Annotated in this window: 22 protein-coding genes and 1 pseudogene; 6 read left to right on the top strand and 17 right to left on the bottom strand. The window is 63.4% G+C overall.

Going from position 1 to position 23,680, the window contains the following annotated elements; translation table 11 throughout:
• The first annotated feature begins 106 nt into the window (after window positions 1–106).
• Window positions 107–1,480, top strand: a pseudogene (locus AC3EDY_RS09745) (MetQ/NlpA family ABC transporter substrate-binding protein).
• A 17-nt stretch (window positions 1,481–1,497) separates the two neighbouring features.
• Here AC3EDY_RS09745 and AC3EDY_RS09740 read toward each other — a convergent pair.
• The 8 genes from AC3EDY_RS09740 to AC3EDY_RS09705 all read right to left on the bottom strand — a co-directional run bounded on the left by AC3EDY_RS09740 (window position 1,498) and on the right by AC3EDY_RS09705 (window position 10,770).
• A complete protein-coding gene (locus AC3EDY_RS09740) occupies window positions 1,498–2,067 on the bottom strand; it encodes a class I SAM-dependent methyltransferase (RefSeq protein ID WP_488572291.1) in 570 nt (189 codons plus the stop codon).
• 183 nt (window positions 2,068–2,250) lie between these two features.
• Window positions 2,251–2,787 (bottom strand): GNAT family N-acetyltransferase, encoded by a 537-nt coding sequence (locus tag AC3EDY_RS09735; RefSeq protein ID WP_488572290.1) that lies wholly within the window; start codon window positions 2,785–2,787, stop codon window positions 2,251–2,253.
• 58 nt (window positions 2,788–2,845) lie between these two features.
• The gene (locus tag AC3EDY_RS09730; RefSeq protein WP_488572289.1) at window positions 2,846–4,267 is read right to left on the bottom strand and encodes an AAA family ATPase; all 1,422 of its coding nucleotides are present in this window, start codon (window positions 4,265–4,267) and stop codon (window positions 2,846–2,848) included.
• Window positions 4,264–4,605, bottom strand: a complete 342-nt coding sequence (locus AC3EDY_RS09725) for an autoinducer binding domain-containing protein (protein WP_488572288.1) — start codon at window positions 4,603–4,605, stop codon at window positions 4,264–4,266. Before AC3EDY_RS09725 ends, AC3EDY_RS09730 begins: the two co-directional genes overlap by 4 nt.
• Before the next feature lie 148 nt (window positions 4,606–4,753).
• Window positions 4,754–5,656: an EamA family transporter gene (locus AC3EDY_RS09720; protein WP_488572287.1), complete on the bottom strand. Its 903-nt coding sequence runs from the start codon at window positions 5,654–5,656 to the stop codon at window positions 4,754–4,756.
• Window positions 5,650–6,801: a tyrosine-type recombinase/integrase gene (locus tag AC3EDY_RS09715; protein WP_488572286.1), complete on the bottom strand. Its 1,152-nt coding sequence runs from the start codon at window positions 6,799–6,801 to the stop codon at window positions 5,650–5,652. Before AC3EDY_RS09715 ends, AC3EDY_RS09720 begins: the two co-directional genes overlap by 7 nt.
• A 592-nt stretch (window positions 6,802–7,393) precedes the next feature.
• Complete coding sequence (locus tag AC3EDY_RS09710) at window positions 7,394–8,482, bottom strand: ComEC/Rec2 family competence protein (protein WP_488572285.1); 1,089 nt, start codon at window positions 8,480–8,482, stop codon at window positions 7,394–7,396.
• A complete protein-coding gene (locus tag AC3EDY_RS09705; protein ID WP_488572284.1) occupies window positions 8,479–10,770 on the bottom strand; it encodes a S8 family serine peptidase in 2,292 nt (763 codons plus the stop codon). Before AC3EDY_RS09705 ends, AC3EDY_RS09710 begins: the two co-directional genes overlap by 4 nt.
• Window positions 10,771–10,937: 167 nt before the next feature.
• On the opposite strand from AC3EDY_RS09705, the gene AC3EDY_RS09700 reads away from it, so the two are divergent.
• The 4 genes from AC3EDY_RS09700 (at window position 10,938) to AC3EDY_RS09685 (ending at window position 15,440) form a co-directional block, all read left to right on the top strand.
• The gene (locus tag AC3EDY_RS09700) at window positions 10,938–12,197 is read left to right on the top strand and encodes a S8 family peptidase (protein WP_488572283.1); all 1,260 of its coding nucleotides are present in this window, start codon (window positions 10,938–10,940) and stop codon (window positions 12,195–12,197) included.
• 48 nt (window positions 12,198–12,245) lie between these two features.
• On the top strand, window positions 12,246–12,548 hold the full coding sequence (locus AC3EDY_RS09695; protein WP_488572282.1) for a hypothetical protein: 303 nt from the start codon (window positions 12,246–12,248) through the stop codon (window positions 12,546–12,548).
• Window positions 12,549–12,956: 408 nt separating this feature from the next.
• A complete protein-coding gene (locus AC3EDY_RS09690; protein WP_488572281.1) occupies window positions 12,957–15,227 on the top strand; it encodes a hypothetical protein in 2,271 nt (756 codons plus the stop codon).
• A gap of 12 nt (window positions 15,228–15,239) precedes the next feature.
• Window positions 15,240–15,440: a hypothetical protein gene (locus AC3EDY_RS09685; RefSeq protein WP_488572280.1), complete on the top strand. Its 201-nt coding sequence runs from the start codon at window positions 15,240–15,242 to the stop codon at window positions 15,438–15,440.
• A 468-nt stretch (window positions 15,441–15,908) separates the two neighbouring features.
• Here the strand turns inward: AC3EDY_RS09685 and AC3EDY_RS09680 are convergent, their stop codons facing one another.
• Together AC3EDY_RS09680 and AC3EDY_RS09675 are read right to left on the bottom strand one after the other, a co-directional pair.
• Window positions 15,909–17,162: a HipA domain-containing protein gene (locus AC3EDY_RS09680; RefSeq protein ID WP_488572279.1), complete on the bottom strand. Its 1,254-nt coding sequence runs from the start codon at window positions 17,160–17,162 to the stop codon at window positions 15,909–15,911.
• Window positions 17,159–17,389, bottom strand: a complete 231-nt coding sequence (locus AC3EDY_RS09675) for a type II toxin-antitoxin system Y4mF family antitoxin (RefSeq protein ID WP_371262321.1) — start codon at window positions 17,387–17,389, stop codon at window positions 17,159–17,161. Before AC3EDY_RS09675 ends, AC3EDY_RS09680 begins: the two co-directional genes overlap by 4 nt.
• Window positions 17,390–17,572: 183 nt before the next feature.
• On the opposite strand from AC3EDY_RS09675, the gene AC3EDY_RS09670 reads away from it, so the two are divergent.
• Window positions 17,573–18,187, top strand: a complete 615-nt coding sequence (locus AC3EDY_RS09670; RefSeq protein WP_488572278.1) for a type IV toxin-antitoxin system AbiEi family antitoxin domain-containing protein — start codon at window positions 17,573–17,575, stop codon at window positions 18,185–18,187.
• Here AC3EDY_RS09670 and AC3EDY_RS09665 read toward each other — a convergent pair.
• The 7 genes from AC3EDY_RS09665 to trbJ form a co-directional block, all read right to left on the bottom strand.
• Window positions 18,184–18,420 carry a helix-turn-helix domain-containing protein gene (locus tag AC3EDY_RS09665; protein ID WP_488572277.1) on the bottom strand — a complete coding sequence of 79 codons (237 nt, stop codon included), beginning with the start codon at window positions 18,418–18,420 and terminating at the stop codon, window positions 18,184–18,186. The genes AC3EDY_RS09670 and AC3EDY_RS09665 overlap by 4 nt on opposite strands.
• The gene (locus AC3EDY_RS09660) at window positions 18,417–18,632 is read right to left on the bottom strand and encodes a DUF2274 domain-containing protein (protein WP_093017067.1); all 216 of its coding nucleotides are present in this window, start codon (window positions 18,630–18,632) and stop codon (window positions 18,417–18,419) included. Before AC3EDY_RS09660 ends, AC3EDY_RS09665 begins: the two co-directional genes overlap by 4 nt.
• A 9-nt stretch (window positions 18,633–18,641) precedes the next feature.
• Complete coding sequence (locus AC3EDY_RS09655; protein WP_488572276.1) at window positions 18,642–19,862, bottom strand: TraB/TrbI/VirB10 family type IV secretion system protein; 1,221 nt, start codon at window positions 19,860–19,862, stop codon at window positions 18,642–18,644.
• Entirely contained in the window at window positions 19,859–20,701 is an 843-nt protein-coding gene (trbG, locus tag AC3EDY_RS09650) for a P-type conjugative transfer protein TrbG (protein WP_488572275.1), read from the bottom strand. Before trbG ends, AC3EDY_RS09655 begins: the two co-directional genes overlap by 4 nt.
• A complete protein-coding gene (gene trbF / locus AC3EDY_RS09645) occupies window positions 20,698–21,498 on the bottom strand; it encodes a conjugal transfer protein TrbF (RefSeq protein WP_488572274.1) in 801 nt (266 codons plus the stop codon). The genes trbG and trbF overlap by 4 nt, the downstream gene beginning before the upstream one ends.
• Window positions 21,499–21,517: 19 nt before the next feature.
• Window positions 21,518–22,822 (bottom strand): P-type conjugative transfer protein TrbL, encoded by a 1,305-nt coding sequence (gene trbL, locus AC3EDY_RS09640; RefSeq protein ID WP_488572273.1) that lies wholly within the window; start codon window positions 22,820–22,822, stop codon window positions 21,518–21,520.
• Window positions 22,823–22,930: 108 nt separating this feature from the next.
• Window positions 22,931–23,677 carry a P-type conjugative transfer protein TrbJ gene (gene trbJ / locus AC3EDY_RS09635; RefSeq protein ID WP_488572272.1) on the bottom strand — a complete coding sequence of 249 codons (747 nt, stop codon included), beginning with the start codon at window positions 23,675–23,677 and terminating at the stop codon, window positions 22,931–22,933.
• Between the last annotated feature and the right edge of the window lie 3 nt (window positions 23,678–23,680).

Here is a 23,680-nt window from a genome sequence, read left to right as displayed (position 1 = left end):
CGGGCGGATCGGCCTGGCGGAGCGAAGCCCGAATGATCAGGTTTGAGGACGTGCACAAGCGGTTTCCCGTGCCGGCGGCGCGGCATTGGCCGGCGCCGATCTCGTTGTGCCGCGCGGGGAGGTTTTCGGCATCATCGGCCGGTCCGGCGCCGGCAAATCGACGCTCGTGCGCCTTATCAACGGCCTCGAGCGGCCGAGCGCCGGGCGCGTGACGATCGGCGGGGTCGATGTCGCGGGGCTCGATCCTGCTGCGCTGCGCGACCTGCGCCGGCGGGTGGGGATGATCTTCCAAAGCTTTGGCTTGCTGTGGTCGGCCACGGCGGCACAGAACGTGGCACTGCCGCTGCGCATTGCGGGCACGCCCGCAGCCGAGATACCGGCCAGGTGCAAGAGCTGCTCGGGCTCGTCGGGCTTTCCGACCATGCCGGCAAGTATCCGGTGCAACTTTCGGGCGGGCAGAAGCAGCGCGTGGGCATCGCGCGCGCTGGCGACACGGCCCGACGTGCTGCTTTGCGACGAGGCGACAAGCGCGCTCGATCCCGAGACCACGCGCGAAGTGCTGGCAGACCGATGTGATGGTCGTGACCGTCGCGGTGATGGTCGTGCTCGTCCAGATCCTGCAAATGCTTGGCGACCGCGTGGTCCGCCGCCTCAGCCGCCGATAGGAGAACGCCACATGCTGCGTCGTCTTGCCGCCCTTGCTGCACCTGCCCTGTTGCCGCTTTCCGCCTGCGGCAGCAAGCCTGCCACCGAGGGGTCGAACGGACCGCTGACCGTTGCCGCCACCGCGATCCCGCATGCCGAGATCCTCGAACATATCAAGCCCGCGCTGGCGAAACAGGGTGTTGACCTCAAAGTGCTGGTGCTCAACGATTTCGTCCAGCCCAACGTGCAAGTCGCCGAAGGCCGCGTCACGGTGAACTACTTCCAGACCAAGCCCTATCTCGATGAGTTCAACGCGAACCGCGCCGTGAAGCTGGTGACGATCGCGGGCATCCACGTCGAGCCGCTGGGCGGCTATTCGCGCAAGTGGAAGACGCTCGATCAATTGCCCCAAAGCGCAACCATTGCCATTCCCAACGAGGGCAGCAACGGCGGCCGCGCGCTAGCGCTGCTGGCCAAGGCGGGCGTGATCACGCTGAAACCGGAAGCCGGGGCGCTCGCCACGCCGCGCGATGTCGTTGCCAATCCGAAGAAGCTGCAGATCAAGGAGCTGGAAGCGGCCACTCTGCCCCGCGTGCTCGATCAGGTCGATCTCGCGCTGATCAACACCAACTATGCGCTGGTGGCCGGTCTCAATCCGGTGCGCGATTCGCTGGTGATCGAGGACAAGACCAGCCCTTAAGTGAATTACGTTGTCGGGCTGGAAAGCGCGAAAAGCGATCCGCGCGTGAAGAAGCTGGTGACCGCCTTGCGCAGCCAGGACGTGAAGGACTTCATCGAAAAGAAATATGGCGGCGCGGTTATCCCGGCGTTCTGACCGGGCCTGCCCGGCAACTATCGGTCCGGCTGCTTCTGCGCGCGCAATTCCAAGATATAGGGCGTATCCTGCGGCCTTCGCAACATCTTGGGATGCGGGTTGGCAAAATCGGCGCGGCGCCAGGTCGTCTGGCGTACGATCCCGAGATTGACCCCGGTCAGCGCCTGCTCAAAGTCGCACAGGGCATGAACGAACGTCGGCATTTCGAGGGTGGCGTCGGGGGTTTGAAAGCCGGCCTTGACGCCCTTGCTTGCCAGTTCGGGATGTATCTCGATGATAGCGACGTGACTGCCGGGGCGCACGAGGCGCGCCGCCTTCCGGAGCGGAGGTCTCAAGTCCGCAAGGTGTTCGAGCGTCAGGCAAAAGAGAACCAGATCCGCACTGCCGTCGGCGAACGGCGTGACCTTGCCATAGCCGCCCTGCACCAGGGTTGCTCCGCCCACGACTGTCGCAGCCTTTGCGAGCATATTGGCAGACGCGTCGACGCCGCCCAGCGATCGGGCGCCTTGCTCGGCAAAGTAGGCAAGGTTGCGGCCGCTACCGCATCCAAGCTCGACAATATCGCGGCCTGGGGCCAGGGCCGCCAAGCCCGCGATCACTTCGCCTGCGCCGATGACCAGGAGGTGGGAACGTCGTCGTACACGGCTGCCCAGAGGTCGTATGTCTCCGCAACGTCCAGCCGCACGGTGGCTCGGTCATTGGCCGTCGGCCCGGGGTGACGCTGATCGCGCAATCCGGCAGGCTCGGGCTCCTGATCCATTGCCGCCTCTTCAGCATCCGCCTGCACGACGAAAATCCCTGACAACCATGGCGAATTCGTACAGGCTGGATGTGGCACCCTCAAGTGGGATTGCGACGTTCGCGTTCAAGACGCCGGATCTGCCCCGCCCTCTCCACGCACCCAGCCAGGGCGCGCGAGGCACGTTTCGATCATCTGCCGGACAACGGCAATCAGGCTTGGCCCAGCATCTTCTGCATGAACGCCAGATCGAGCCATCGCCCGAACTTGCGCCCCACTTGCGGCAAACGCCCCGTCTGAAACCCAACGCAGCATGCAGCGCGATCGAGGCGGTATTGCCGGCATCGATGCCGGCAATCATCGTGTGGAACCCTGCCGCCTGGGCGTGGTCGACAAGCGCCAGCATCAGTCGCTTGCCAACCCCCGCGCCGCGGGCATAGGTCGCGATCTTGCGGTAGGCATCGAGCATGGCGAGCGTGGTGATCTTGCCGATGTCCGTCGAGGCATAGGCACCACCCAAGGCTCCGACGCCAAGATCGAGCAGGAGCCCGCCACCTACCAGTGTCACGTCCTTCTTGCGGGCGGAGCCCGTGGCTATCGGAGGGCTTGGGCATGCTTGATACTCCTCAGCGGTTACGCTCGAGACTGCGCTCGGGCAGGTCGATCTCGATCCCGGGTTTCTCGGCCGCTTCCTTGCGGGCGGACTGGGTATTCCTGCCCTGTCCGCCCGCATCCGCGCTCTTGCCTGCGCCGGCAAGGTCAAGGCCATGGGTTGGATAAAGGACCCGCCCCGGCGTGCTGGTCTCAAGGTCTGACGGGATGATGGGGCTGAAGCTGCCCGCCCGTGCAGGATCGATCCGGCTGATATCCCTTAACGGCTTCTCACCCGTCGTCTCGAGCGCGCTGAGCTTGTCGCCGGTGTTGTGTGATATTGTCTGGAGCAGCTTGTCGCGATCGTTGGTGAAGATCTCGACGTCCTCGCGCACGCGGGTCAGCATCACGTAGCTCAGGCGCTGGTTCGACAGGTTCTGCTCGGAGGAGTGCATGGCACCGATGCCCTTGTCGGTCGTCATGCCCTGGGCCTGGTGCATGTTGATCGCGTAAGCGAGCCCGAGCCGCTCGAGCATCCTGTCGCCATGGGCGAGCTCGATGACCTCTCCCTTTGCCGTCTCGACCTTCACGCCATGCTCGCCAATCGACAGGACCCGGGCGCCTTCGGAGTTCAGCAGGCCGCGCTGCTTGTCGTTATCGGTCCAGCGGATGCGATCGCCTGCGTAGAGGGTCATGTCCATTTTCTCGGAGAGTTTGAGCACATCGCGCTTGTCGGCAGGATCGATCTTCTGCAGATCGAATCGGATTTCCCGGCCGCGATCGTCGCGCAGGACGACCCGGCCCTTGCTGTCCGACCCGAGGACGTCGTAGCGCCCGACGAGAAGGCCAGCTTCGTTGTCCCGCCGGGCAACCTCTAGCATCAACCCCGTGCTGTAGATCCGCGCATGGCGCATCTCCTCCCTCGTCGCGTTGACCTGCTGCAATGTCGTGAGCCGCAGACCCTCGCCGCTGATCGTCCCCTCACGCTTCAGGCCATCCTGCACGAGCGCATTGAGCTCGGAGCGTGCCGCCCTGCCCGAAGCGTAGATCGCGGTGCGTTCGCGGTCCTCCGCCGACAGGCTCAGCCAGCGGTCGGCGGCTTTCTCGAGGTAGTCGTTGCCATGTGCCTGCACCCGTTCCCCGAGGACCTCGAAGGCTTCCCTAAAGCTGCCGGCGCGGCTCAGTCCCGCCACCTGCTGCATGTGCTCGGTCTTCTGGCGCTGGCTCGTGTCGAGCCGCGCCACGGCGGGATCGTGGCTCTGAACGAGCCCGAACGCCTTGCCCCAGTCGATCGAAGGCAGCTGCTTCGTATCCCCGAGCATCCACAGGCCATCGAGTTTGAAGGCATTGGCGATGGTGACGAGGTTGTTCATCGGCTCGTTGGCGAAGGCGCCGACTAGGCGGCCTTCGATGCGCACCGCCGGGCCAAGGGGCTCTGCTGAGGCAGCGGTGGTCATGGCGATCGAGGTCGATGATCCGGTCGAGCTCTGACCAGAAAGGCGCCGTCGGCGAAGGCACAGGCACGGATGATAGGATCGCGGCGATACCGTCCCTCGTCGATGATCCGAGCGGCAATTGCCTCGGGATAGTGGCGGACATCGACCCGGCCCGGGGGCGAGCCGCGCAGGTCGGCATGATGGATAAGCGCATAGTGTCTGAAGCCGAGGTCGGCGGTGACCGCCTCCATCAGCAGGGCAAGGTCGCTGGGCGACGCTGCCGCTCGGGCGGAGCGAATGAAGGCATCCGCCACGGCTACGCTTGGCGCCAGCCGCGACCGCCATCGGTCGGCAGGCATGCTCGGCTTTCCCCTCCCGCCGGGTCAGCCCGGCACCCAGACCCGTTCCCAAGGGCGCAACTGCGCGCGATCCGCAACGCCGCCGACATTCGGCGCCAATATTGCGCCCGCTCTTAATCCATGCACTGCAGGCGATGGCCCAGCAGGCCTATCCCGGCGGGTCAAATGGCCTGCGCGACAGGATGAAGCCGGCCAGATCAGGATGGCATCTCCCCTCGCGACGCTGCCGGGCGAGCGGCGACGCCTGAATGGTCGCGCGCGGGCGGGTTATGCCGAGGAACAGGCCCCCGACAATGGCCAATGCGGCCATGATCTTCCAGGCCTGGAGCGGCTCGGAGAGATACCAGGCGGAGGCTCCGAGTCCGAAGGCTGGCACGAGGAGCGCCAGCGGTACGATCCGCGACGCCGGATGCCGGGCCAGTAGCCAGTTCCACACGGCGTAGCCGAAGAGGGCGTTGGCAAGGGACTGCCACAAGACAACCATCCAGCCACCAAAGCTGGCATGGACAATGCTGCCAAGTACCCGACCCGGGCCGTCGACCAGAAGGGTCGCGGCAACCAGTGGCGGAATCGCGAAGAGATTGCTCCAGGCGACGAGCGAGATGGCTCGCGCTGGCCGGGCTCGGCGCACGATGATGTTCGCACAGGCCCAGGCGAGCGCAGCCCCAAGAACGCAGGCAATGCCGAGGATGCTGGCGTCGCCGTCCGCGACGTGGCCGCCGATTACAGCAATGCCCAACCCTGAAATGACGAGGCCCAGGACATCACGCCGGTCGAGGCGCTCGCTCCCTGCCAGGGCAGCGATGACCGCGGTGAAGAGGGCCTGCATCTGGAGCAAGGTCGAGGCCAGGCCGGGCGAGACATGCCCGTTCATTGCATAGAGCATCAGCCCGAACTGAAGGGCGCCGCTAAGCAGGCCGTATGAGACGAGCGTGAGCGGCCGGACGTCGGGCCAGGGCAGGAAGGGCAGCAAGGGCACCGAGGCAAAGAAGATGCGCAGCGCCCCGAGGGTCAGCGGGGAAAATTCCGCAAGGCCCTCGTGGATCACCACGAAGTTGGTTCCCCATCCCAGTGTTTGCCGCGGTGATAAACGCCGCGAACAGCATTGCTGTCACCGTGGGCCAAGCCGCGTTCAATTGCGTCTGGATTCCAGAGGCCGCTCTCGTTGAGCATAGTGGAGGCCGTAGCCCGAAGACCATGGGCGGTCACTTCGTCCTTCGTGAAGCCCATCCGTCGGAAAGCGGCGTTCAAGGTGTTTTCGCTCATCGGGCGGACGGAGGCGCGGGCTGACGGAAACACGTACCCTTCAGTGCCGACCATCTCGGCAAGTTCTTTGAGATACCCGACTACCTGTTTGGACAACGGCACGGCATGAGGGCGGCGCGCCTTCATCTTTCCCTCTGGGATGCGCCAGACGCCTTCTTCGAGGTCGATCTCCTTCCAATCGGCATGCCGCAGCTCGCCAGGGCGTACAAAGACATGGGGTGCGATGAGCAACGCGTACCGGGTGATGAAGTTGCCAGTGTAGTCCTGGATCGCACGGAGCAGCCCACCAAGATCCTTCGGCTCAAGGATCGCTGCATAGTGCTTTGCCTTGGGCGTGATCAGCGCCCCGCGGAGCATCGTCGTCGGGTCGCCTTTGCAGCGCGTCGTGGCAACCCCATAGCGAAACACGCGGCTCGCAAAGGATCGGGTCTTTTTGGCGGTCTCGTGCTTGCCCTTCGCTTCGAGGCGCTTGAGGGGAGCCAGCACCTCGAACGGCTCAATCTCATCGATCGGGCGGCTGCCGATGGCATCCGTCAGCTGGTCGAGGAAGAAGTTGGCCTTGATGATGGTCGCATCCGCCCGACCGTTCTGGACCATCATCTCATCAATGTACTCGCGTGCCACCGCCTCGAATGTCTGGGCGGAAAGGAATTCCGAACGGATTTTCTTCTTGCGCTTGTCCATCGCTGGGTCACCGCCCGCCGCGACTTTGACCCGCGCCTCATAGGCCGCTTGGCGTGCGTCCTTGATATTGATTTCGGGATAGGAGCCGATCGATAGCTTCTTTTCAACCGCGCCGATTCGATAGCGGAATCGCCAGAGTTTTCCGCCCGATGGGGACACCTCGATGTACAATCCGCGGTCATCGGCGACCTTGTACGGCTTGTCCTTTGGCTTGAGTGCGCGAAGCCGGGTTTCGGTCAGAGGCATGTGTGGGCCTTTTCCCAATGTGGTTTTCGCAAAGGCCCGTAAAAGGCCCGCAAAAATGTGCGGAACCCCCGAGAAAAGGTGGGACAATCCGGCACGATCCAAGGGCCAATTCCCTTGGATTTCTGCGGATTTAATACACTTGCTGGGTTCTTCTGAGAAGAACAAATGGTGCCCAGAAGAGGACTCGAAAGTGGCCTATTCCGGCGCGGAAAACCGCCATTTCTTGAGAGACATCATGAGGCGATACCCTCATCGATACCCTGGAACTTTTTATCGGAATGGTTCGAGTCCTGAAGGCTCCAGATCGTCAGCTTACATTGCTGATTCGTCGCCCGCTTACATTGAGCCCCTCTTTGATCGACCCATATTATTGGATGCTCGTTCTGAGCGATATGAACACCTTTATAAATCAAATAATGCTGTTGTTTGATCGATAGCCTCATAGCCCGGGTCATATTTTTGGAGATGCGTTTACGAATCTCTGCTCCCGATGATGATAAGAAAAGGGACTAAAGCCGGAGCATCTCGCCAAGGCGATCGGACGCGCTTCTTCACGGCCTATGGCTGAAGAGCCGTGCGGCCTTTCAGGTGTCTAACCGATGATGGTTGCTTCCTGGTCGCCGACCGTCAGCGTGTAGCCGAATTGGGCGGACGGGCGCGACGCAGCGATCTGCGCCAGGCTGGGGGCATCGTTGGTCACGACAATATGGATGTTTTGGCCTCGGGCATGGGCGGCGTCGACGATCCATTCGAGCGTCTCGTGGTCGGGGTTCCCATATTTGCCATTGGCCGAGATGACATAGGTCGCGGCCCGGACCTTCCGGAAGAAATCGCTGTCGGTGTTGCGGTCGCTGCCGTGGTGCTGAACCTTGAGGAGATCGATGTCGATACCCCCTTGCGCATCAAGGAGGCCAGCGGCGCCGAGCCCTTGCAGGATATGATCGCCGCGCGCATCGCCGGTGAGGAGAAAACGCTTGCCGCCCTCTTCGGCGAGCAGGACGATGCTGCTAAGATTGGGAATGCTCTTGTCGACATTGGCCAGGGCATTGGGCTGCCCGGCGGCGACCTTGGGGAGATTGTCGCGAACCCAGTCCAGCCATTGCTGGCGCAGCGCGTCGAGATTGGACTTGGTCGGACCGACGACGCGCAGGCTGAGCGTTCCGATCTTGTGGACAGGATCAGGCAGGCTGTCGGGCGAGATAATCGCGCCGCCGAACGCGGCATTGATCGGCACGCCCGACCGCTTGGCGCTGCGCTCGAGTTTATAGCCCTCGCTAATCCCGAGGAAATCGATCTGGCCCAGGGTCATCGCCATGTTGGCGGCACCGGCAAAGTCGAGGATCGACTGGATGCCCTGGGAGATTTCCTGGTCGGCGGTGTCGATCGTGTCGGTGAAGGCATTGTGCCATAGATCGCCGACCTGGAAGACGGGATCGTGGTTTACGGTGCGGCGCTCGAGCTCGGCGAAGAGGTCGAGCACGCCGATGATATGGTCCGCATCGACATGGCTGACGACGACCAACTCATAGGTGCCAGTCGGCCCCACGACGGCTTCGAGATAATCGGCTGCATAGTCGTCATAGGTATGCGGCGGACCGCCATCGATGAGAATGAAGCGGCCTTCGCTGCTTTCGAGCAGCAGGCAGTCGCCGTGGAAGGCATTGATGGCATGCAGTTTCACGGGTTCTCCACGATGCTCACGATCGCGCCGGTCGCCGCGAACGCATAGGTTTGCCGGTCGGTGGTGAGGAGGTCTGCGATCAGGGTCAGGGTGTAAATTCCGGCTGGCGCGTCCTCGACGCGGATTATATGGACATTGTTGTTGGCGTCGCGGTCGAAATGGATAGGAAGGTCCGCCCAGGCGAGTGGCGTGTCGATCTTGAGCAGCGAGGCGACCTTGCTGTTCGACAGCCATTTGTTGCCGAGCGCGCCATCGTCGAGCACGGCCATCAGGGTGTTCTGGAGGCCGCGCGCCGGTGGATCGGTCCAGGCGAGGCAGATCGAAAGTGGGCCCGGCGCATCGAGCGTGAGCTGCCAGCGGAAGCGCTGGCCGAGATCGGTGAATACCCAGCCGGTCGTGGCGGGGCTATCGACGAAGACCAGTCGCAAGTCCGGCGCGGTGTCGTTGGGAAGGGTGCGCCGCATGTCAATGCGCCCGAAGCCCTGATGGTAATTCGGATAGCCTTCGGGATCCGCCATTGCATCCCAATGGGTAAGCGGCACGGTGCCGTTGATGAGCGTCGCCTTGAGAAGGGCCGCGCTGGGATTGTGGCCGCGCTGCTCGCGATAATATTGGCGGATCAGGGCCGCGCAGCCGGCGGCAAGCGGCGCCGCCATGCTCGTGCCGCCCATGAAGGCATAGTCATTTGTGCCGGGATAGGCGCCCCAGAAGTTGCGTAGCGGGGCATCGGACGAACGGGTAGAGGCGATGTCCGTGCCGGGTGCGATGAGATCGGGCTTGACGCGTTGGTCGTCGACGGGGCCGCGCGCGCTGAAAGCCGCGAGGCCTTCGCTCTCGCTCGAGATCGTTTCGCTACCGATCGGATCTAGCGGAAAGGTCGTTTTCCAGGCCTGAGACCAAGAGAGCTGCGCGAAGCCGCCAGTGGTGCGCGAACTGCGGCTGGCGCCGACGGTCAGGCAATTCTTGGCGGATGCGGGTGAAGCCATGGACGGATAGTCGATGAAGCCCTGGCGCTTCTCCATTCTGCCCGGGAGGCAGCTTCCGTCATTGCCCGCGGCGACGACTGGGAGAAAGTCGGGATTGGCGTAGACGAACGCGTCGACCTGAAGCGAGGTGGCGCCGTAACGGGCATGGAGAAACGCGCCCCAGCTATTGTTATGGATGCGCACGCCTGCGTCATAGGCCGGTTGGAACAGGCGCTTCAGATCGGCGGGCAGCCCACCGAGCCGGCCGTTTACATCGAGCAGCGACTGAAAATAGAGCCGGGCGCCTGGCGCGATGCCGGCGAGCTTGCCGTTCGACCGGTTGCCGCTACCCAGGATCGAGCCAGCGACATGAGTACCATGGCCATTGGGATCGGAGGTGACGCCGGGCCGACCGAGGGGCACGAGGCCGACGATGCGGCCGGCAAAATCGGGATGATTGCTGTCGAGACCGGTGTCGGCGACGCCGATGATCTCGCCGGTGCCGTCGAGCGTGGTCACGCGTGTTAGGCTGTTGCTGTCGCGATCGACCCCGAGTAGCGGCCGGGCCATTTCATGGAAGAGCGTCGGCATGCGCACAGCCTGCAGCTGGGCGATCTGCGGCACATCGGCGATATCGACGAGCGCCACATTGTTGGGGAGGAGGCGCAGGACCTGATTGGATCGGTCGACAATGGTGGCGCCAAGCTTCTCGAGATCGGTGGCGACGGTTGTGGGATCGGCATCGCTATGCAGGGTCGCTTCATAGAGCTGGGCGCCGATCGTCTGCGAGTCCTGGTCGACCCGGCCAAGGTCGGGCATGCTGTAGCCGACCGGCGCGAGGGTTTCGGCTGCATCGAAAAGGCGGACATCGGAGATGAAGTCGAAGCCGAGCACGGCTTCGCGGCTAGGGAGTCGGGCGACATACCAATCGGCATGGTCGCGCTCGACGATCTCGATACCGCTGGCGACCAGAGCGCGCTTGCGCCCATTGCTGAGGCCGCCTGCGATCTTCAGCAGGAAATATTCGCGCTGCCCGTCGGGGCGCTGCACATCTGGCAAGGCCATAGGCGCGAACTCGGCGCCAGTGCGAACCGAGAAGGTCTTGAAGCCGCCCGGCCCGCCGTCTGCCGCCGCGTCCGGCAAGGGTGTCACGCTGACAGTCAGGCCCTTCTCGGCCATTTGCTTGACGAGGTCTTCGTCACCGACGCCCTGGACATAGCCGTCGAAGCGCTCGGGCTCGGCCATTTGCGGCGAGTTCAGAAAGGGCTCGGCCTGCGCGCGCTCGTCCTCGTGCGCGGTGATCGCCTTGATGAGATAGCGCATTGTGCCTCCCCCGGGGCTGAGAATCGACAATAGCAGATCGTCGCCACTTGAACCATCGAAGTCGTTCCTATTCTTTCATTTCGGAAACAATTCTTGGTTGCGTACGCGAAACTTACTTGCACGCGGGACTTGGATCAGCATACCAGACGGTATTGGCTTCGGGGGGCTTGGCCGAATTGATGAGACGCGTGCGCACGGCCTCTGTTCTTCATATCAAGGGTCCGCGCGGGGAAGACGTACCCTCGACCGGCCATCTGATCTTTGAGACCAGGCAAGGCGAGCAGGAGGCGCTGCGGCTCGAACAGCTAGCGCCCGGTCGGCTTGGCTATGCGATTGCCCGCGATGCCCAGCCGATGGTGGCAATCATCGTACCGGAAAAGCCGGGCTATTGGAGCACCCGGTCGGAAGAATGCTGGGACGGCGCCGATATCCTCAGCAAGGCGCTGGACGATGCCGACGAGCCGAGTTGGTGGCATCGGTTGCTCGGTGATCATGTGGACGATCCCGAGCGGGGCAGCGGCATCAAGATCGGCGTGATCGACGGCGGATTCGCGCCGATGGCGGGCATCGACCATATCGTTCGTCGCGAGGTGTCCGAGCCGCCGCCGATGGTGTTTGCCAAGCGGGGCTTCTGGCGCCATGGCGAGATCGTGTGCCGGATCATCGGTGATCGCGGCGCGCCCGCTGCGGCTGCTGCGATCGCGCCCGGTGCGGAGCTCTATTTCTCGAATGCGAGCTTTTCGCAGGCCACGCTCGACGATGCGGCGTTCCGCTTCCCCGCCGATGACGGATCACCGGACGACGAGCTCGATCCGCGGCTGGTGAACCGGGCGGTTCGCGACTTGGCCGAGCTGGTCGGCGTCGACATCCTGAATCTGAGCCTTGGATCGTTCGAGCCGCCGCTCGAGGCATCGGGGCTCGCCCAAACGATCCGCAGCGCGCGGGAGAATGGCACGATCGTGATCGTGGCGGCCGGCAATGAGCCGCGCAATGAAGCGGCATTTCCCGCCAATATGGAGGAATGTGTCGGCGTCGGTGCCTTCGGGGCGACGGGATGGGGTGCGGACGGAAGCGTGGCGCGTTATCTCTCCGATGGTGCGAACGAGGATCAGCTCGGCGCGCTCGACGAACTGGAGATCTTCTACTATGAGGAGAGCGCTTGGGGCGATGGCGTCAATCTGGTCGCACCAGGGGTCGGCATCATCACGTCACGCGATGGAAAATTGGCTTTCGATGTGACGGGGACGTCGTTCGCGGCGCCGATCGTGAGTGGGCTGCTGGCCGTTGCGCTCGCGCAGGACGAGCACTATCTCACGCTGCCACGAGACGAAAGTCGAGCGCGATATGCTGAGGAAAAGCTGGCAACCCTTTGCCGCGACAGTGGTTTCGATGTCGAGGGCAATTATGGCCTGCCCTCCCTCGAATGAAATGTTTACTTTTTCTGGCGATGATCCGGAGGCTATGGTAGGTCGCGCATGATGAAGCAGTTTATCCTGACGATGCGAAGCGACTTCGCTGAGCGGTATAAGCACAATGTGAAGGTGCTTGACGGCAGGACATTACTCTGCGGTCTCGACACCGCGCGCCTCATTGGATCGCTCGGCTACAGCATGCGGGTCGCGGTCGCGCCTGAGGAAGTTCAGGCGATGATGGACGCGCTCGACGACCGGTTCCTGATCGAGCCCGATCATGTGCTTCACACTTTTTCCAAGCGCGCTAAGCCGCGTCTCTCGCTGGCCCGACGCGTGAGCCGGCGCGCACCGGCGCTACGCGCCTGACGCCGTCGCTGACGAAAGCCGGCAGCCAACCAACTCCCCGCGCCTGATCGACCGCGATATCGTGCGGCATTCGCGTGCGGCCCTGCTGGCAGCGGATCGTTATCCGAAGGATCGAGAGCCGCGGTGCCCGCGCGGCCAGGCAGCCGCCACGCCTTTTTGCTTTGCCCGGTCTTTGTCTCCCCCGCAGAGGGGCAAGGCGCGACCGGCAATTTTGCATCCATCAAAGGTCTTTGATGCAATCTGCGCTCAATAGTATCCAAATTGGCGCGATGTTTTATTAGAGTCGCCATCATCCAATTCTTGACATCAGGCGCGCGCCCAATAGTCTTTCACCGGCTGAGAGTTCATCGTTTCTTAGAGCGCCCGATAAGGCCTGGGCCGCCTGATCCGGCTTGGGGGGAACAGCTGATGATGCGCGAGGATGCTTGGCTGGCGATCGGGAAAGCCATGGGAACAGGGGTGATTGCCTGCGCACTCGCCTCTTGCGGAGCGTTCAAGCCGCTCAAGGTCGAGAAGTTACCACCGCCCAAGACCATGCAGGAGGGCGTTGAGCTGAATGCGGTAGCCGTCTATTCCAAGTCTTGGCCCGAGTTGATCGACAGTCTTTCGCCCAAATTCGGGAACACGCCCGACGGCGCGCTCGCCCAGGTCGACCAAGTTCAGAGTTTCGCTGACAATCGCTTCTTGAACGCGATGGGCATCGGCGCGCAAGCAGGCGTCCAGTTCGGCCCGCAGATCTCAAGTTCGGACGAGACGACGCGCTCGATTGCCAGCAACGACGCGAGCGGCACGACGGTGGTCAGCAAGGACGATACGAGTCGCACGATCACGACCAAGCGGGAATCGAGCAATGCTTCGCCCGACCTGCCGGCGGCATCGGCCGGCGCAGGCGGCGGCCGCTCGGCAACCTCGCTTCCCGATCTCATCGGCGCGACGCGCAATCCCTCGACCGAGCCCTTTTTCCGCTATTCGGCCGCGAACGCGCTCTATCAGGAGATCGCACTCATCAATGACGCGGTGGCGGGTATTCCGGCCTTCCGGGACACCAAGCCATACATCGTGCGCCTGCGAGTGAGCGTGAAGCCCTATCGGCGCGACTTGCCCTGGGATCTCTACGCGCACTTCACGCTGTTCGAGGACCAGCCGAACGGGTCGAAGCCGGTGATCGTCCTGCCGATCCTGTCGACCGAGTCCTATCAGGGCACAATGGACGCCTCGGCGCTCCAGCAAGTCCTCGATCTGCGACTGAGCCTGCAGGCGGCGGTAAGCAACGCCAAGGCCGGGGCGAGCTTCGACAAGCTCAACGACCAGCTCACCAGCTTCCTGACGCGCCGCTATGAATCGACTCTGCATGTCGGTGGCGCGAGCGGCCGCAGCCTGCAGGTCAAGTTCGGCGCCGCGCGCGACAAGACAGGGTTCGCGCTCGAGGACCGGGACCATTTCGTAACAATCGTCGCCTATCTCAAACCGCCCTATCGTGACGAGGATCCGCGCTCCTATCGTTTCTATATGGACTATGAGGCGCGGAATTCGGAAACCGGTGTGCCGGTTACCGACAACAGCCAAGCATTCTACGAGAAGGTGGCGCCTGTAGTGGCCCGGCTCGGGCTTGTTGAGACCGATATCCGCACCGACAGTGTCGCGCGTCCCACCGAGACCCTCACCGAAGCACAGGGCGGAACGAAGGTCGACGGGCCGGCACAATTGTTCTGTGACCCGAAGATCGGGCGTTTGCTGTTCAATTTCGCCGACGACATCGGTCTTTATGACGGGCGGCGCGCCATCCTCAATCTCGCCGAGTGCTTCAAGCCGAGTTACTCCCGCAATGCGGTCCTCGCCAATGCGCTGTACCTTGTCAGCAAGGTCACCAATGCCCGGACGCTTGCGTCCGACACCTCGTTTAGCTTCGACCTCAAGCCGTTGTCGGTGGTCAAGGACGTGACGTTTAACGCGCGCGCAGCACCGCAGGTTCAGGTGACGAGGAAGGCCTTTACGGTGGCGGTACCATATGCGGGTGATCTCGACCTTGAGAAGGTGACGGCGTTGCTCACGCCCGATACGGATGCTAAGGCCGGTGCCTTCGAGCCACGCACGATCGCGCTAAAGACGACGGGACCCGTGTCGCAAATCGTGATGGACTTTCCGCCGCTGGCGAGCATGCAGTTCGACAGTTTGCCGGCGGCGGTGGTGACCAAACTCAAGGAGCCGGCGGGCTGGGACATCTGCGTCGCCGTTGCGCCGCAAGACGTCTCGGATTGTCCGACAACCGTGCCTGCGCCGGCCTCCGTCGTGCCAGGGGTCTACATGCGCGCCCTTTCGGCCGGTTACAGCAAAGCGTCGGCCGCCGACCCGCCGAGCTTCGCGCTGGCCACGCCCACGCAGAGCGTCAAGCAGGCGGCTGACGGCACGGTGACGTTCGGGGTTTATGTCGAGCCGCCCCAGGGATTGCCGGTCAAGCTCACGGTAACGGGCGGGGAACTGGTCGTCGGGGGCGCCGCGACCCAGGAGATTGCGGTCACAACGAAAGGCATGGTGTCGCTGACTGTCCGTAATTCGACGCCGGGCGGTCTCGTCGTCGTGCATGGGTTGAGCGTGTCGATAACTGATGTCGATGCCAAGACGACCAAGGACCTGTCGATTGCCGTTCAGGCGGGCGCGGCCGCGCCGCAGAACAAATAGGAGGATCTGGACATGCCTGAACCTGCGCCGCCTGTCGAAGCCGCACCGCCGCCGCCCGATGACGGCCGTCGCATCCCGCCGCCGGAAGATGGGCGGCGCATCCCGCCACCGCTTGTGACTGCGCTGATGAGCGCGACTCTGTTCGGAGCGATCGCCGGGCTCGGCGTCGGCGCGCTCGCCCATTTGCTTCGGAGCGATCGGCAGGATCGATAGCGGCTGCTTTAGACCGGTTGTCCCACGTGAGACGTGATACCGTCAGACAGCTTTGCGCTGGTTGGCGTTGACCTGGGCTTCCGGTTTCGCTTCAGAGCAATGGCGGAAAAGCTTCGACACAGGCACCGGCGTACGCCAGCGCAGTGAGGGCGGTTGGGCGCGCAACATCCTCAATTACTAAGGAACATCCACGGATTTTGCAGAAGAGGACTCGAAAACGCTATATTTATCTCTATAATTCAGTATCTTACTATGGACGCCATCGATCGATACCATAATCGATACCCTGGGACTTTTTGCTTCGGAGGTTCAAGTCCCTCGGCGCATGTTCAAGCGCGAAATCGAGTCCGTTAGCGGCGTGATTCGCTCCAGGCGTTGATCGGCACGAAAACCTAATTTCCGCGCAGCGCAATAACCTAAAATCCGAACGCCCCAGACAACTCGACCCAACCCCGGAGGCTGGCCGAGTCATCCCGCCTTGATGAGCAAGCGCCTGGCCCGATCAGCAATCAGATCGGCAAACCTGGCAAAGTTCTCACTGCCTGGCAGCCTCTGTTTCAGGCTGCTGTCGGGCGCATCCAATTGCGCCAAGGTCGCTTCGCACAACTGCCGTATGCGACGCCGAAGATAAGGGGCACCAATATTGACGTCCTCCGCGAACTGATCCCAGTGGCGTGACTCGATCTCTTCCAGCGTTGCCTTCTTCGCAATTTTCATCGCCAGCTTGGGCGATAGATCGCGATAGGCGACCGTGGAAAGTAGGTCATAGAGCGGCGCAAGCCGGATTGCCCCATCGATGTGCAGCAGGCTGAAATTCTTGGCGTGCGCGTCGGCATTGCCGATGATCAGATTGAAGATGGCCGCATCCGCCAGCTTCAATATGTCGCGCGCGGGGCGGGTGGCGGCCTGGCGTAGCAGAGCGAAGCTGTCCTTGAACGTGGGACCGCCTTCGCTGGCATATTTGCGCTGTGACGGGACGCCCAACGCCTGGGCAAAATCTTCCTGATGAAGGCGAACCAATCGGCCGTCGGCGTCCCGAGTTCGGTCGTAACGCTCGATCAGCAGGAAGGATTGATCCTGAACCCTCCGCATGGTGACCGATGCCACGTCCAGCCCGATCTCTCGGGCCAAGGTCATGCAGTAGTATTCGTTCTCGGTCGTCTGCTCGAACCGCGCGATCGGTGGCTTGAGAATATGGCTGGTGGGCTGCCCCGGTGCCGGGAGCGCGATATGATCGTCGATCAGCAGGACGGGCAGCTTGGACTGCGCGCCCGCCAGAGATAGGCGCAGACCGCCTTCACCGGCGAGCATAGGCCTCATCGGCAGATGCTGCAGCAATTGCAGCAAATGCCCATCATCAAGAATGTCAGGCGCTCCGCTCGCAGGTGCTGGTGGAAGCTGACCTTCCGGCAACAGCATCAGTGCGCCGGCGACTTCGCCGCCGAGATGCTCCAGCAACTGGAATTCATTTCCGGCCGAAACGCCTAATGCCCTGGCAATCGCGCTACGCTGCCCCTCTTCCGGCAGGATACCGCCGAAGAAGGAATGACATACCCGTCTGCCAAACGGCTCCACCTGCTTTGGCAACGAGAAAGACAGCGCTGGCGCGTCGGCGTCTTCGAGCCATTCGGGTGCGTAGCTGAACCCCATGTCGCCATAGTCGTTGAGGTGCAGGAATCCGGCGACCTTACCGCCCCACCATATGGAAAGCTGCTTGCTCATTTGATGCGTGCCGGCGTTGCAATGGAAACATCGCAGCCGAGGGTCGCAAGAACCTGCAATGCCTTGCCCAATTGCAGCGTCGGCTTGCCTGCCTCCAGATCGACGATGAAGCGCACTCCGACACCGCAAGCTGCGGCGAGCTCTTGCTGCCGCAACCCTTGCGCCTTGCGTTCTTCCCGAACGATCCTGCCAAGTGCGTTGCTATCCATATTCCCGAGCGGGAACATAAATCATCCGACCCGCCTAAACAAGGCGATTATTCCCGATCGGGAAATTATTTGATGACCGGATCTTCGAAGGGCTGAATTATTCCCGATCGGGAATTTCCTAGCGACTCTACGAAATCAGCCCGGAAAAAGTCGTGTGACAAAACCTATGACTTAATTTATTCTAATCCGAGGATTAATCACATGACCACTAACTCCGCAAGCCAGCGTGATTGCCTGACCAGCCTACTCCAACGCAGTGTTCTTCTGCGTGCTCGGGAGCTTCGCAACGCCGGGATAGCCTCGGAAACGATTGCGCGCGCGGTGAAGGCCGGCGAGATCGAGCGTGTAGCGCGTGGACTCTACCAGCACCCGGACGCACGGATTGATGCCGCGCACACACTCGCGGAGACCGCGAAGAAAATCCCCAAGGGCGTGATCGCCATGGTTTCGGCGCTCGCATTCCACGAACTCACCGACCAGATGCCGCGCAGAGTGTGGGTTGCGATCGGCCGTGGAGACTGGTCGCCCGTCGCTTTCTATCCTCCCACGCGGATTATCCGGCTCAGCGAGAAATATCTCCATCAAGGCGTCGAGCATCACATGATTTCGGGCGTCAGCGTCCCGGTCTACTCGGTTCCGAAAACGCTCGCCGATCTGTTTCGAAACTCCAGGCTGGTCGAACGCTCCATTGCGGTGGAGGGGCTGCGCGCGGCCCTTGCCCAGCGCAGAGCGACCCCGGGCGTGATCGCGCAAGCGGCCATCGCCGGCGGCGCATGGCGTATCATGCGGCCTTATCTCGAAGCTCTCACCTGCTAGCGCTCTACCAATCGCTTGATGCATCGGTAGGGGATGAACGTGGATCGCCCGATCTTGACGGTTTCGATCTCGCCGGATTGGATAAGCTCATAGAGGGTCGAACGGCCGATACCCGTCAACTTGACCGCCGTCTTGATCCGCACGGTGAGCGGTTCCATCGGCAGTGTATCCTGCTCGGCTATCGCCTCGAGCGCTTGCTTCCGACGCTCGCTGTCGCTCAGCCCGCGGGTCATGATCTAATCCGCGAACGCGCGAACCCGCGATCGCTTTCGAGAAAAGCCGTCAGCATCGCGGGGATGAGTTCAGCGATCGGTTCTTCACGCCCATAGGCTGCGGCGTAGAGCGCGGCATAGTCCTGCAGCATCTGGTGCAAGTCGGGTGTGACGGTGATCGGCAGTTTGATCGGCGTCCTATCCGGCAGCTTGGGAAGCTTGAGTTCCGGCATGTGTTCCTCCTAACCACGCCACGGCGCGAGAATGAGATCTCGATGTACGATGAGCCGGACGGGAGCGCCGGGCCGGATGGTGATGGTCGGTTGGATCTGCAGATTGCGGGATGTGATCTGGTCGCCGGCGCGCGACACGTTCTGCTGCGTCGATTCCCGGATCGCCTGGACGAGATCGCTCTCGCCGGAGAAGGTGACGTTCGCGCCCACGCCGAGCAAGGTCGAGATCGCGACGCCCTTGAGCAGCGTCCAGGTATGAAAATCGACCTTGTCGGCGAGCCCGGCATAGCCTGACGGGTCCGTAGCCGGCACGTTGTCGAGCCGGATTGAACTGCCGTCCGGGAAGATGATCCGCTGCCACACGACCAGCGCGCGCTTCTGCCCGAAGGCGACTACACTATCGTAGCTGCCGATCAGCCGCGCACCCTGCGGAATGAGAAGGATGCTGCCCGTCGCGCTGTCGAACACCCGCTCGGTAACCTGGGCGGTGACGAGACCGGGGAGGTCGGACCTGAGTCCGGTGATCAGGCTCGCCGCGATGACAGTGCCGGCGGACAACATGTTTGGCGACGCCGGCGGGCTCAACCGATGCTCGTTGACGTCGCCGCCGGTGTCGCGCGCTGCGACGAAGTCGGCCTTCCGTTGCTGGGCATTGGGATCACGATCAGGATCGATGGCGATGCGCGACGCATTGCTCGCTGCAGCCGGGGGAGATGATGATGTCGCATCCGCGCTGCGGGTCGGGTCGGTGCGAATGCCGGATTGCACCAGCAATCCCGACTCGCGCGCCGCCTTCAGCTCCGCGGCCTGTCGATCGCGTTCGGTGGCGGCGGCCTGGTCCGCGTGCCCGGTTCCGCCGTTCGCCGGATCGAGGCCCATCGCACGCTGATGATCGAGGATCGGTCGACCAAGATCGCCTGGCAGTGGCGGTCCGAGCTTCGGCACGTCGCCATAGCTGCCCGGCAGACCGTTCAGTGTATCGGCCGGCGCTTTCGCCGCGACCGACTGGTCGTCGGCTTGTCCAGCGAGATTCAATGCGGACGGCCGCAGCGCAACCCAGGCCGTTGCGATCAGGCTGACGGAGCCGAGCGCCGCGATCACAACGACGGCGCCCCGCTTGAAGCGGATCGCCCGCGCCGGCTGGGCGCGAAGGGCGAGCGTTTCCGGGTCCACCTTGCCCGGTGCGGCGGGGGTCTCGGATGCCGGTGGGGCTGCCGCCTCGGCGGTCATGATCCCCTCCGCTTGGGCGCGCCTTCCGCCACCCGGCTGATGCGGACAATCTGCTGGTGCTTTGTGCCGAGGCGAAGTTCGGCAACATCGAAGATGCGATCGACGACGTAGAAGCGGCCCTTCACGCGATAGTTGACGAGTTGGGCCTCGCCTTTCGCATCCACCAGGAAGATTGGCGGCGCCTCGCCGACGGCGAGCGTTGCCGGGAACTCGATGAAGGTCTGACGCCCGTCGTCGAAAGCACGAAATGGTCGCCAGGCCGGTCGATCACCGGAGACGGCATAGTTGAAATGAAGCTGCTCGACCTCGATCCCGGCCGCCACCGGAGCCGCCGCCTCGGTCGCTGCGGCGGCGCGCTTCAATGCGATCAGCGCATCCTGGGGATAGGTCCAGGAGAGTGCGGCCATCGCCGTCTTCATCACGCTGGTCAGCGCGATATGATAGCTGCGCCGGTCGGTGGTGATGACGAGATTGGTCGACAGGCCAGCGCTGAACGGCTTGACCAGCACATGGGCTCGCTTTTCCGCGCCCGACCCGCTTGTAGTATCGCCGATCACCCAGCGCACCGTGTCTCCGCTTGCCACGGCGACCAGCGTCTCACCCGGTTGCAGCGCGATGTCGGTCACCCGCTCGGGCGCGGTGATGACATGATAGATGGCGCCGTCGGCGAACGGATAGACCTGCGCGGCGTTGATGAAGCCCTGCGCGACGGGCTCGATCGTCGCCGCGCGGTTGGCAGCTGCGACCGGCGTGGTTTTGTGTGTGGTCGCCTCCGCGGGTTGGGCAGCAAGGATCAGGCAAGGCGCCAGCAGCGCGGCGGCTGCGAGAGTTCTAGTCATGGCTGGGTCTCCGTATTGACGGTCGGTTGAGCGGCAAGGTTCGGGTCGAGCGGCGAGCCGAGCGGCACGTCGCTGGGCGGCTGAGTGGTGCGCGCGGGAGCAGTCGACGCCGCGGGCTCGAGTTCGCGGCTCCAGTCGATCGCGTCGATGTAGATGCCGAGCGGGTTCTTGCCGAGTGTGTCGGCGGATGCCGGTGGCTTCGTCAGGATCGTCAGGATGCCGGTCCAGTGGGAGGAGCCAGCCTCACTCCCACGCTCATAGGCCGTCTCGGTCCATTTGACCTGGAATGAGCGGTCCGATGCCCGGACGACGCTGGTCACCTGGACCGACACGGTGCGCTCGCCGATTTTGGCGAAGGGGTCAGCAGCACGGGCATAGTCGCCGAGGAACTGGCTTCCCCGCGTGGTGGTAAAGTCATAGGCGGACAGCCAGTCGCGGCGCATCAGCACAGGATCGAGCGAGACCCCGCGGACATTCTCTATGAACTTCGCCAGATGCCAGGCGATCTGGGGGTCGGTGGGGTGATAGCCCGCTTCGGCTTCGGTCACCGCCCGGGCCTCGCCCAGGCGATCGACCTCGACGACATAGGGCGTGACACGGCTCTGCAGCGATTGCCAGATGAGCGCGCCCGACATGGCGGTCGACAGCGACAGCGTGCCGAACGCCATCAGGCGCCAGTTGCGGGCCTGGACACGCGCCGACCCGATGCGGTCATCCCAGGCCTGGCCAGCGCGTTGATAGGGCGTCTCGGGCTCGGGCGTCTGCGCGTAGCGCTGGACGGCGCGCTTAAAGAACATGGGGCTTGAAGATCATGGCTCAATCTTCCCTTTCCTTGATGTCGGGGGTGGCGGAGGCGCCGCCGCGATCGCCTTCCTTCAGCGTCTGCATGGCGACATGGCGGTGGTGACGGGCGTCCTGCTGACGGCGCAGCGAGCGTGCCCAGGACGGAGCGCCGTCAGCAGCACCGCCCGAAGATGATCCATTCGAATTGGCGCCGCCGTTGAGCGCGGACCAGGCGGCGTCACGGCCGCGTTCAGCCGCCTCGCCCAATCCCAGCGCCGTCGATGCTTTCTGGCGGGCGGCGCCCGCCGCCGCCTGCGCCATGCCGCCGATACCGGTGCCGACACTCGACGATCCGGCGGCGGTCTGGCCTAGCTGGTAGGAGGCTGAAGCCGCCGAACCCATGGTCGTGCCGGCCCGGATCGCACCGAGCGCAGCGCCACCGACCGCACGGGCCGCGCCCATCGCGGCACCGCCGCCAAGTGCGACGACGCCGGCCGCGCCGATGGTCGTACCGACCGTTGCACCTGCGCCCAATTGCGGTGCGCCAGCCACGAGGCCCGAGGCGATGCCGGGGCCGAAGATGCCGAGGCCGAATAGAGAGAGCGCGCCGAGCGTCAGGCTCATCGCGGCGCCGAGATCGGGTTCCTGCCCCTGCATCGAGGTCGTGAACTCGGCGAAGAAATTGGAGCCGATGCCAACGATCACGCCGAGCACCATCACCTTGATGCCCGACGAGACGACGTTGCCGAGCACGCGTTCGGCCAGGAAGCTGGTGCGATTCCAGAGCGCGAAGGGCACGAGGATGAAGCCGGCCAGCGAGGTCAATTTGAACTCGATGATGGTGACGAACATCTGCACGGAGAGGATGAAGAAGGCGAGGATGACGATCACCCAGGCGAACAGCAGCACCGCGATCGTCAGGAAATTCTCGAAGAAGCTGACGAACCCCATCATGCTCGACGCCTGCTGGAGCAGCGGCCAGGCGGCCGAGAAGCCGGTCGAGGCGACGCGGCCGGGCTTGAGCAGATCGTCAGCCGACAGGGTTCCGCCCCCGGCGGTGAGCCCGGCCTGCGCGAACGATTTGAAGATGATGTCGGCAAGGGTCGAGAAGCTGTTCAGGATGAACGCGAACGCGCCGATGTAGAGGATCTTCTTGATGAAGCGGCCGATGACATTGTCTTCGCCGCCCATCGCCCAGAACAGGCCGGCAAGCGTGATGTCGATGCCGATCAGCGTGACCGTCAGGAAGTGGACGTCGCCGCCCAGCAGCCCAAACCCGCTGTCGATGTAGCGGATGAAGGCCTGCATGAACCGGTCGATGACGCTGAGGTCGTTCACATGACTTTTCCATCAAGAGGGGTGCCGCGGGGAGCGCAAGGGGAGCATCACGCCCCCCGCGGCGACGGCGGCGGGAGGCGAAACCGCCGCCGCCTGGCCGGCGTCCGACTACTGGGGCGTGTAGGCGGTGCCGGTACCGAGGAACTTCGTCGTGGCGGCGCGTCCTTCGGCCTCGGCCTGGGCACGGCGCGCCGCCTCCGTGGCTTCGGCGCGGTATTGGGCCGCCATCAGGTTCTGGAGCTGGAACTGCTGCTTGGCGGTCAGCGCGAGCAACTGGTTGGTCGCCTGTTGCGCTTGCAGCGCGCCCTCGGCGCCCTGGCTTCGCGAAACGATGCCATTGAGGGTCTGTGCGTCAGCCTGGACATTCTCGACGACCTGCGCCTGCACGCCCATCGTCTGTTTGTAGGCCGCCATCTCGGTGTCGAGCCGCGTCCGCGCCGCAACAACCTGGCTGTTCATGGTCATCGCCTGGTTGAAGTTCTGGGGAAAGAGCTGGCGGAATTGCTGGTCGAGACCGTCGACACGGAACTGGATGCCCTGCGCCTGGCCCATCAACTGGTCGATCTGCTGGAGCGTGCTTGTGATCGCCTGGATCTCGGGAAAGCCGATTGTCGTGAGATTCTTCGCCTGGTTCATCAGGCTCTGGGCCTGATTCTGAAGCGAGCGGATCTGGTTGTTGACCTGCTGGAGGGTTCGCGCGGCGGTGAGAAGATTCTGGCTGTAGTTGCTCGGATCGAACACGGTGAACTGCGCGTGGGCGGGCGCACTCGGCACGATCAGCGCGACTGCGAGTGAACCGACGGCACCGGCCCCGAGCGCGGTCGCGATCAGATATTTGCGGACGGGAATAGGCATCAC

It is taken from the genome of Novosphingobium sp. DS6-6, assembly GCF_057784975.1.
This window is presented reverse-complemented; position numbering and strand designations above follow the sequence as displayed.

Bases quoted from the DNA above. Each gene is read 5' to 3' on its own strand.
- trbF (WP_488572274.1), bottom strand. From the start codon at position 21,498: ATGTTCTTTAAGCGCGCCGTCCAGCGCTACGCGCAGACGCCCGAGCCC.
- AC3EDY_RS09715 (WP_488572286.1), bottom strand. From the start codon at position 6,801: ATGCCTCTGACCGAAACCCGGCTTCGCGCACTCAAGCCAAAGGACAAG.
- AC3EDY_RS09705 (WP_488572284.1), bottom strand. From the start codon at position 10,770: ATGCGCTATCTCATCAAGGCGATCACCGCGCACGAGGACGAGCGCGCG.
- AC3EDY_RS09685 (WP_488572280.1), top strand. From the start codon at position 15,240: ATGCCTGAACCTGCGCCGCCTGTCGAAGCCGCACCGCCGCCGCCCGAT.
- AC3EDY_RS09660 (WP_093017067.1), bottom strand. From the start codon at position 18,632: ATGCCGGAACTCAAGCTTCCCAAGCTGCCGGATAGGACGCCGATCAAA.
- AC3EDY_RS09655 (WP_488572276.1), bottom strand. From the start codon at position 19,862: ATGACCGCCGAGGCGGCAGCCCCACCGGCATCCGAGACCCCCGCCGCA.
- AC3EDY_RS09690 (WP_488572281.1), top strand. From the start codon at position 12,957: ATGATGCGCGAGGATGCTTGGCTGGCGATCGGGAAAGCCATGGGAACA.
- AC3EDY_RS09730 (WP_488572289.1), bottom strand. From the start codon at position 4,267: ATGACCACCGCTGCCTCAGCAGAGCCCCTTGGCCCGGCGGTGCGCATC.
- AC3EDY_RS09725 (WP_488572288.1), bottom strand. From the start codon at position 4,605: ATGCCTGCCGACCGATGGCGGTCGCGGCTGGCGCCAAGCGTAGCCGTG.
- trbJ (WP_488572272.1), bottom strand. From the start codon at position 23,677: ATGCCTATTCCCGTCCGCAAATATCTGATCGCGACCGCGCTCGGGGCC.
- trbG (WP_488572275.1), bottom strand. From the start codon at position 20,701: ATGACTAGAACTCTCGCAGCCGCCGCGCTGCTGGCGCCTTGCCTGATC.
- AC3EDY_RS09695 (WP_488572282.1), top strand. From the start codon at position 12,246: ATGATGAAGCAGTTTATCCTGACGATGCGAAGCGACTTCGCTGAGCGG.
- AC3EDY_RS09680 (WP_488572279.1), bottom strand. From the start codon at position 17,162: ATGAGCAAGCAGCTTTCCATATGGTGGGGCGGTAAGGTCGCCGGATTC.
- AC3EDY_RS09670 (WP_488572278.1), top strand. From the start codon at position 17,573: ATGACCACTAACTCCGCAAGCCAGCGTGATTGCCTGACCAGCCTACTC.
- AC3EDY_RS09675 (WP_371262321.1), bottom strand. From the start codon at position 17,389: ATGTTCCCGCTCGGGAATATGGATAGCAACGCACTTGGCAGGATCGTT.
- AC3EDY_RS09665 (WP_488572277.1), bottom strand. From the start codon at position 18,420: ATGACCCGCGGGCTGAGCGACAGCGAGCGTCGGAAGCAAGCGCTCGAG.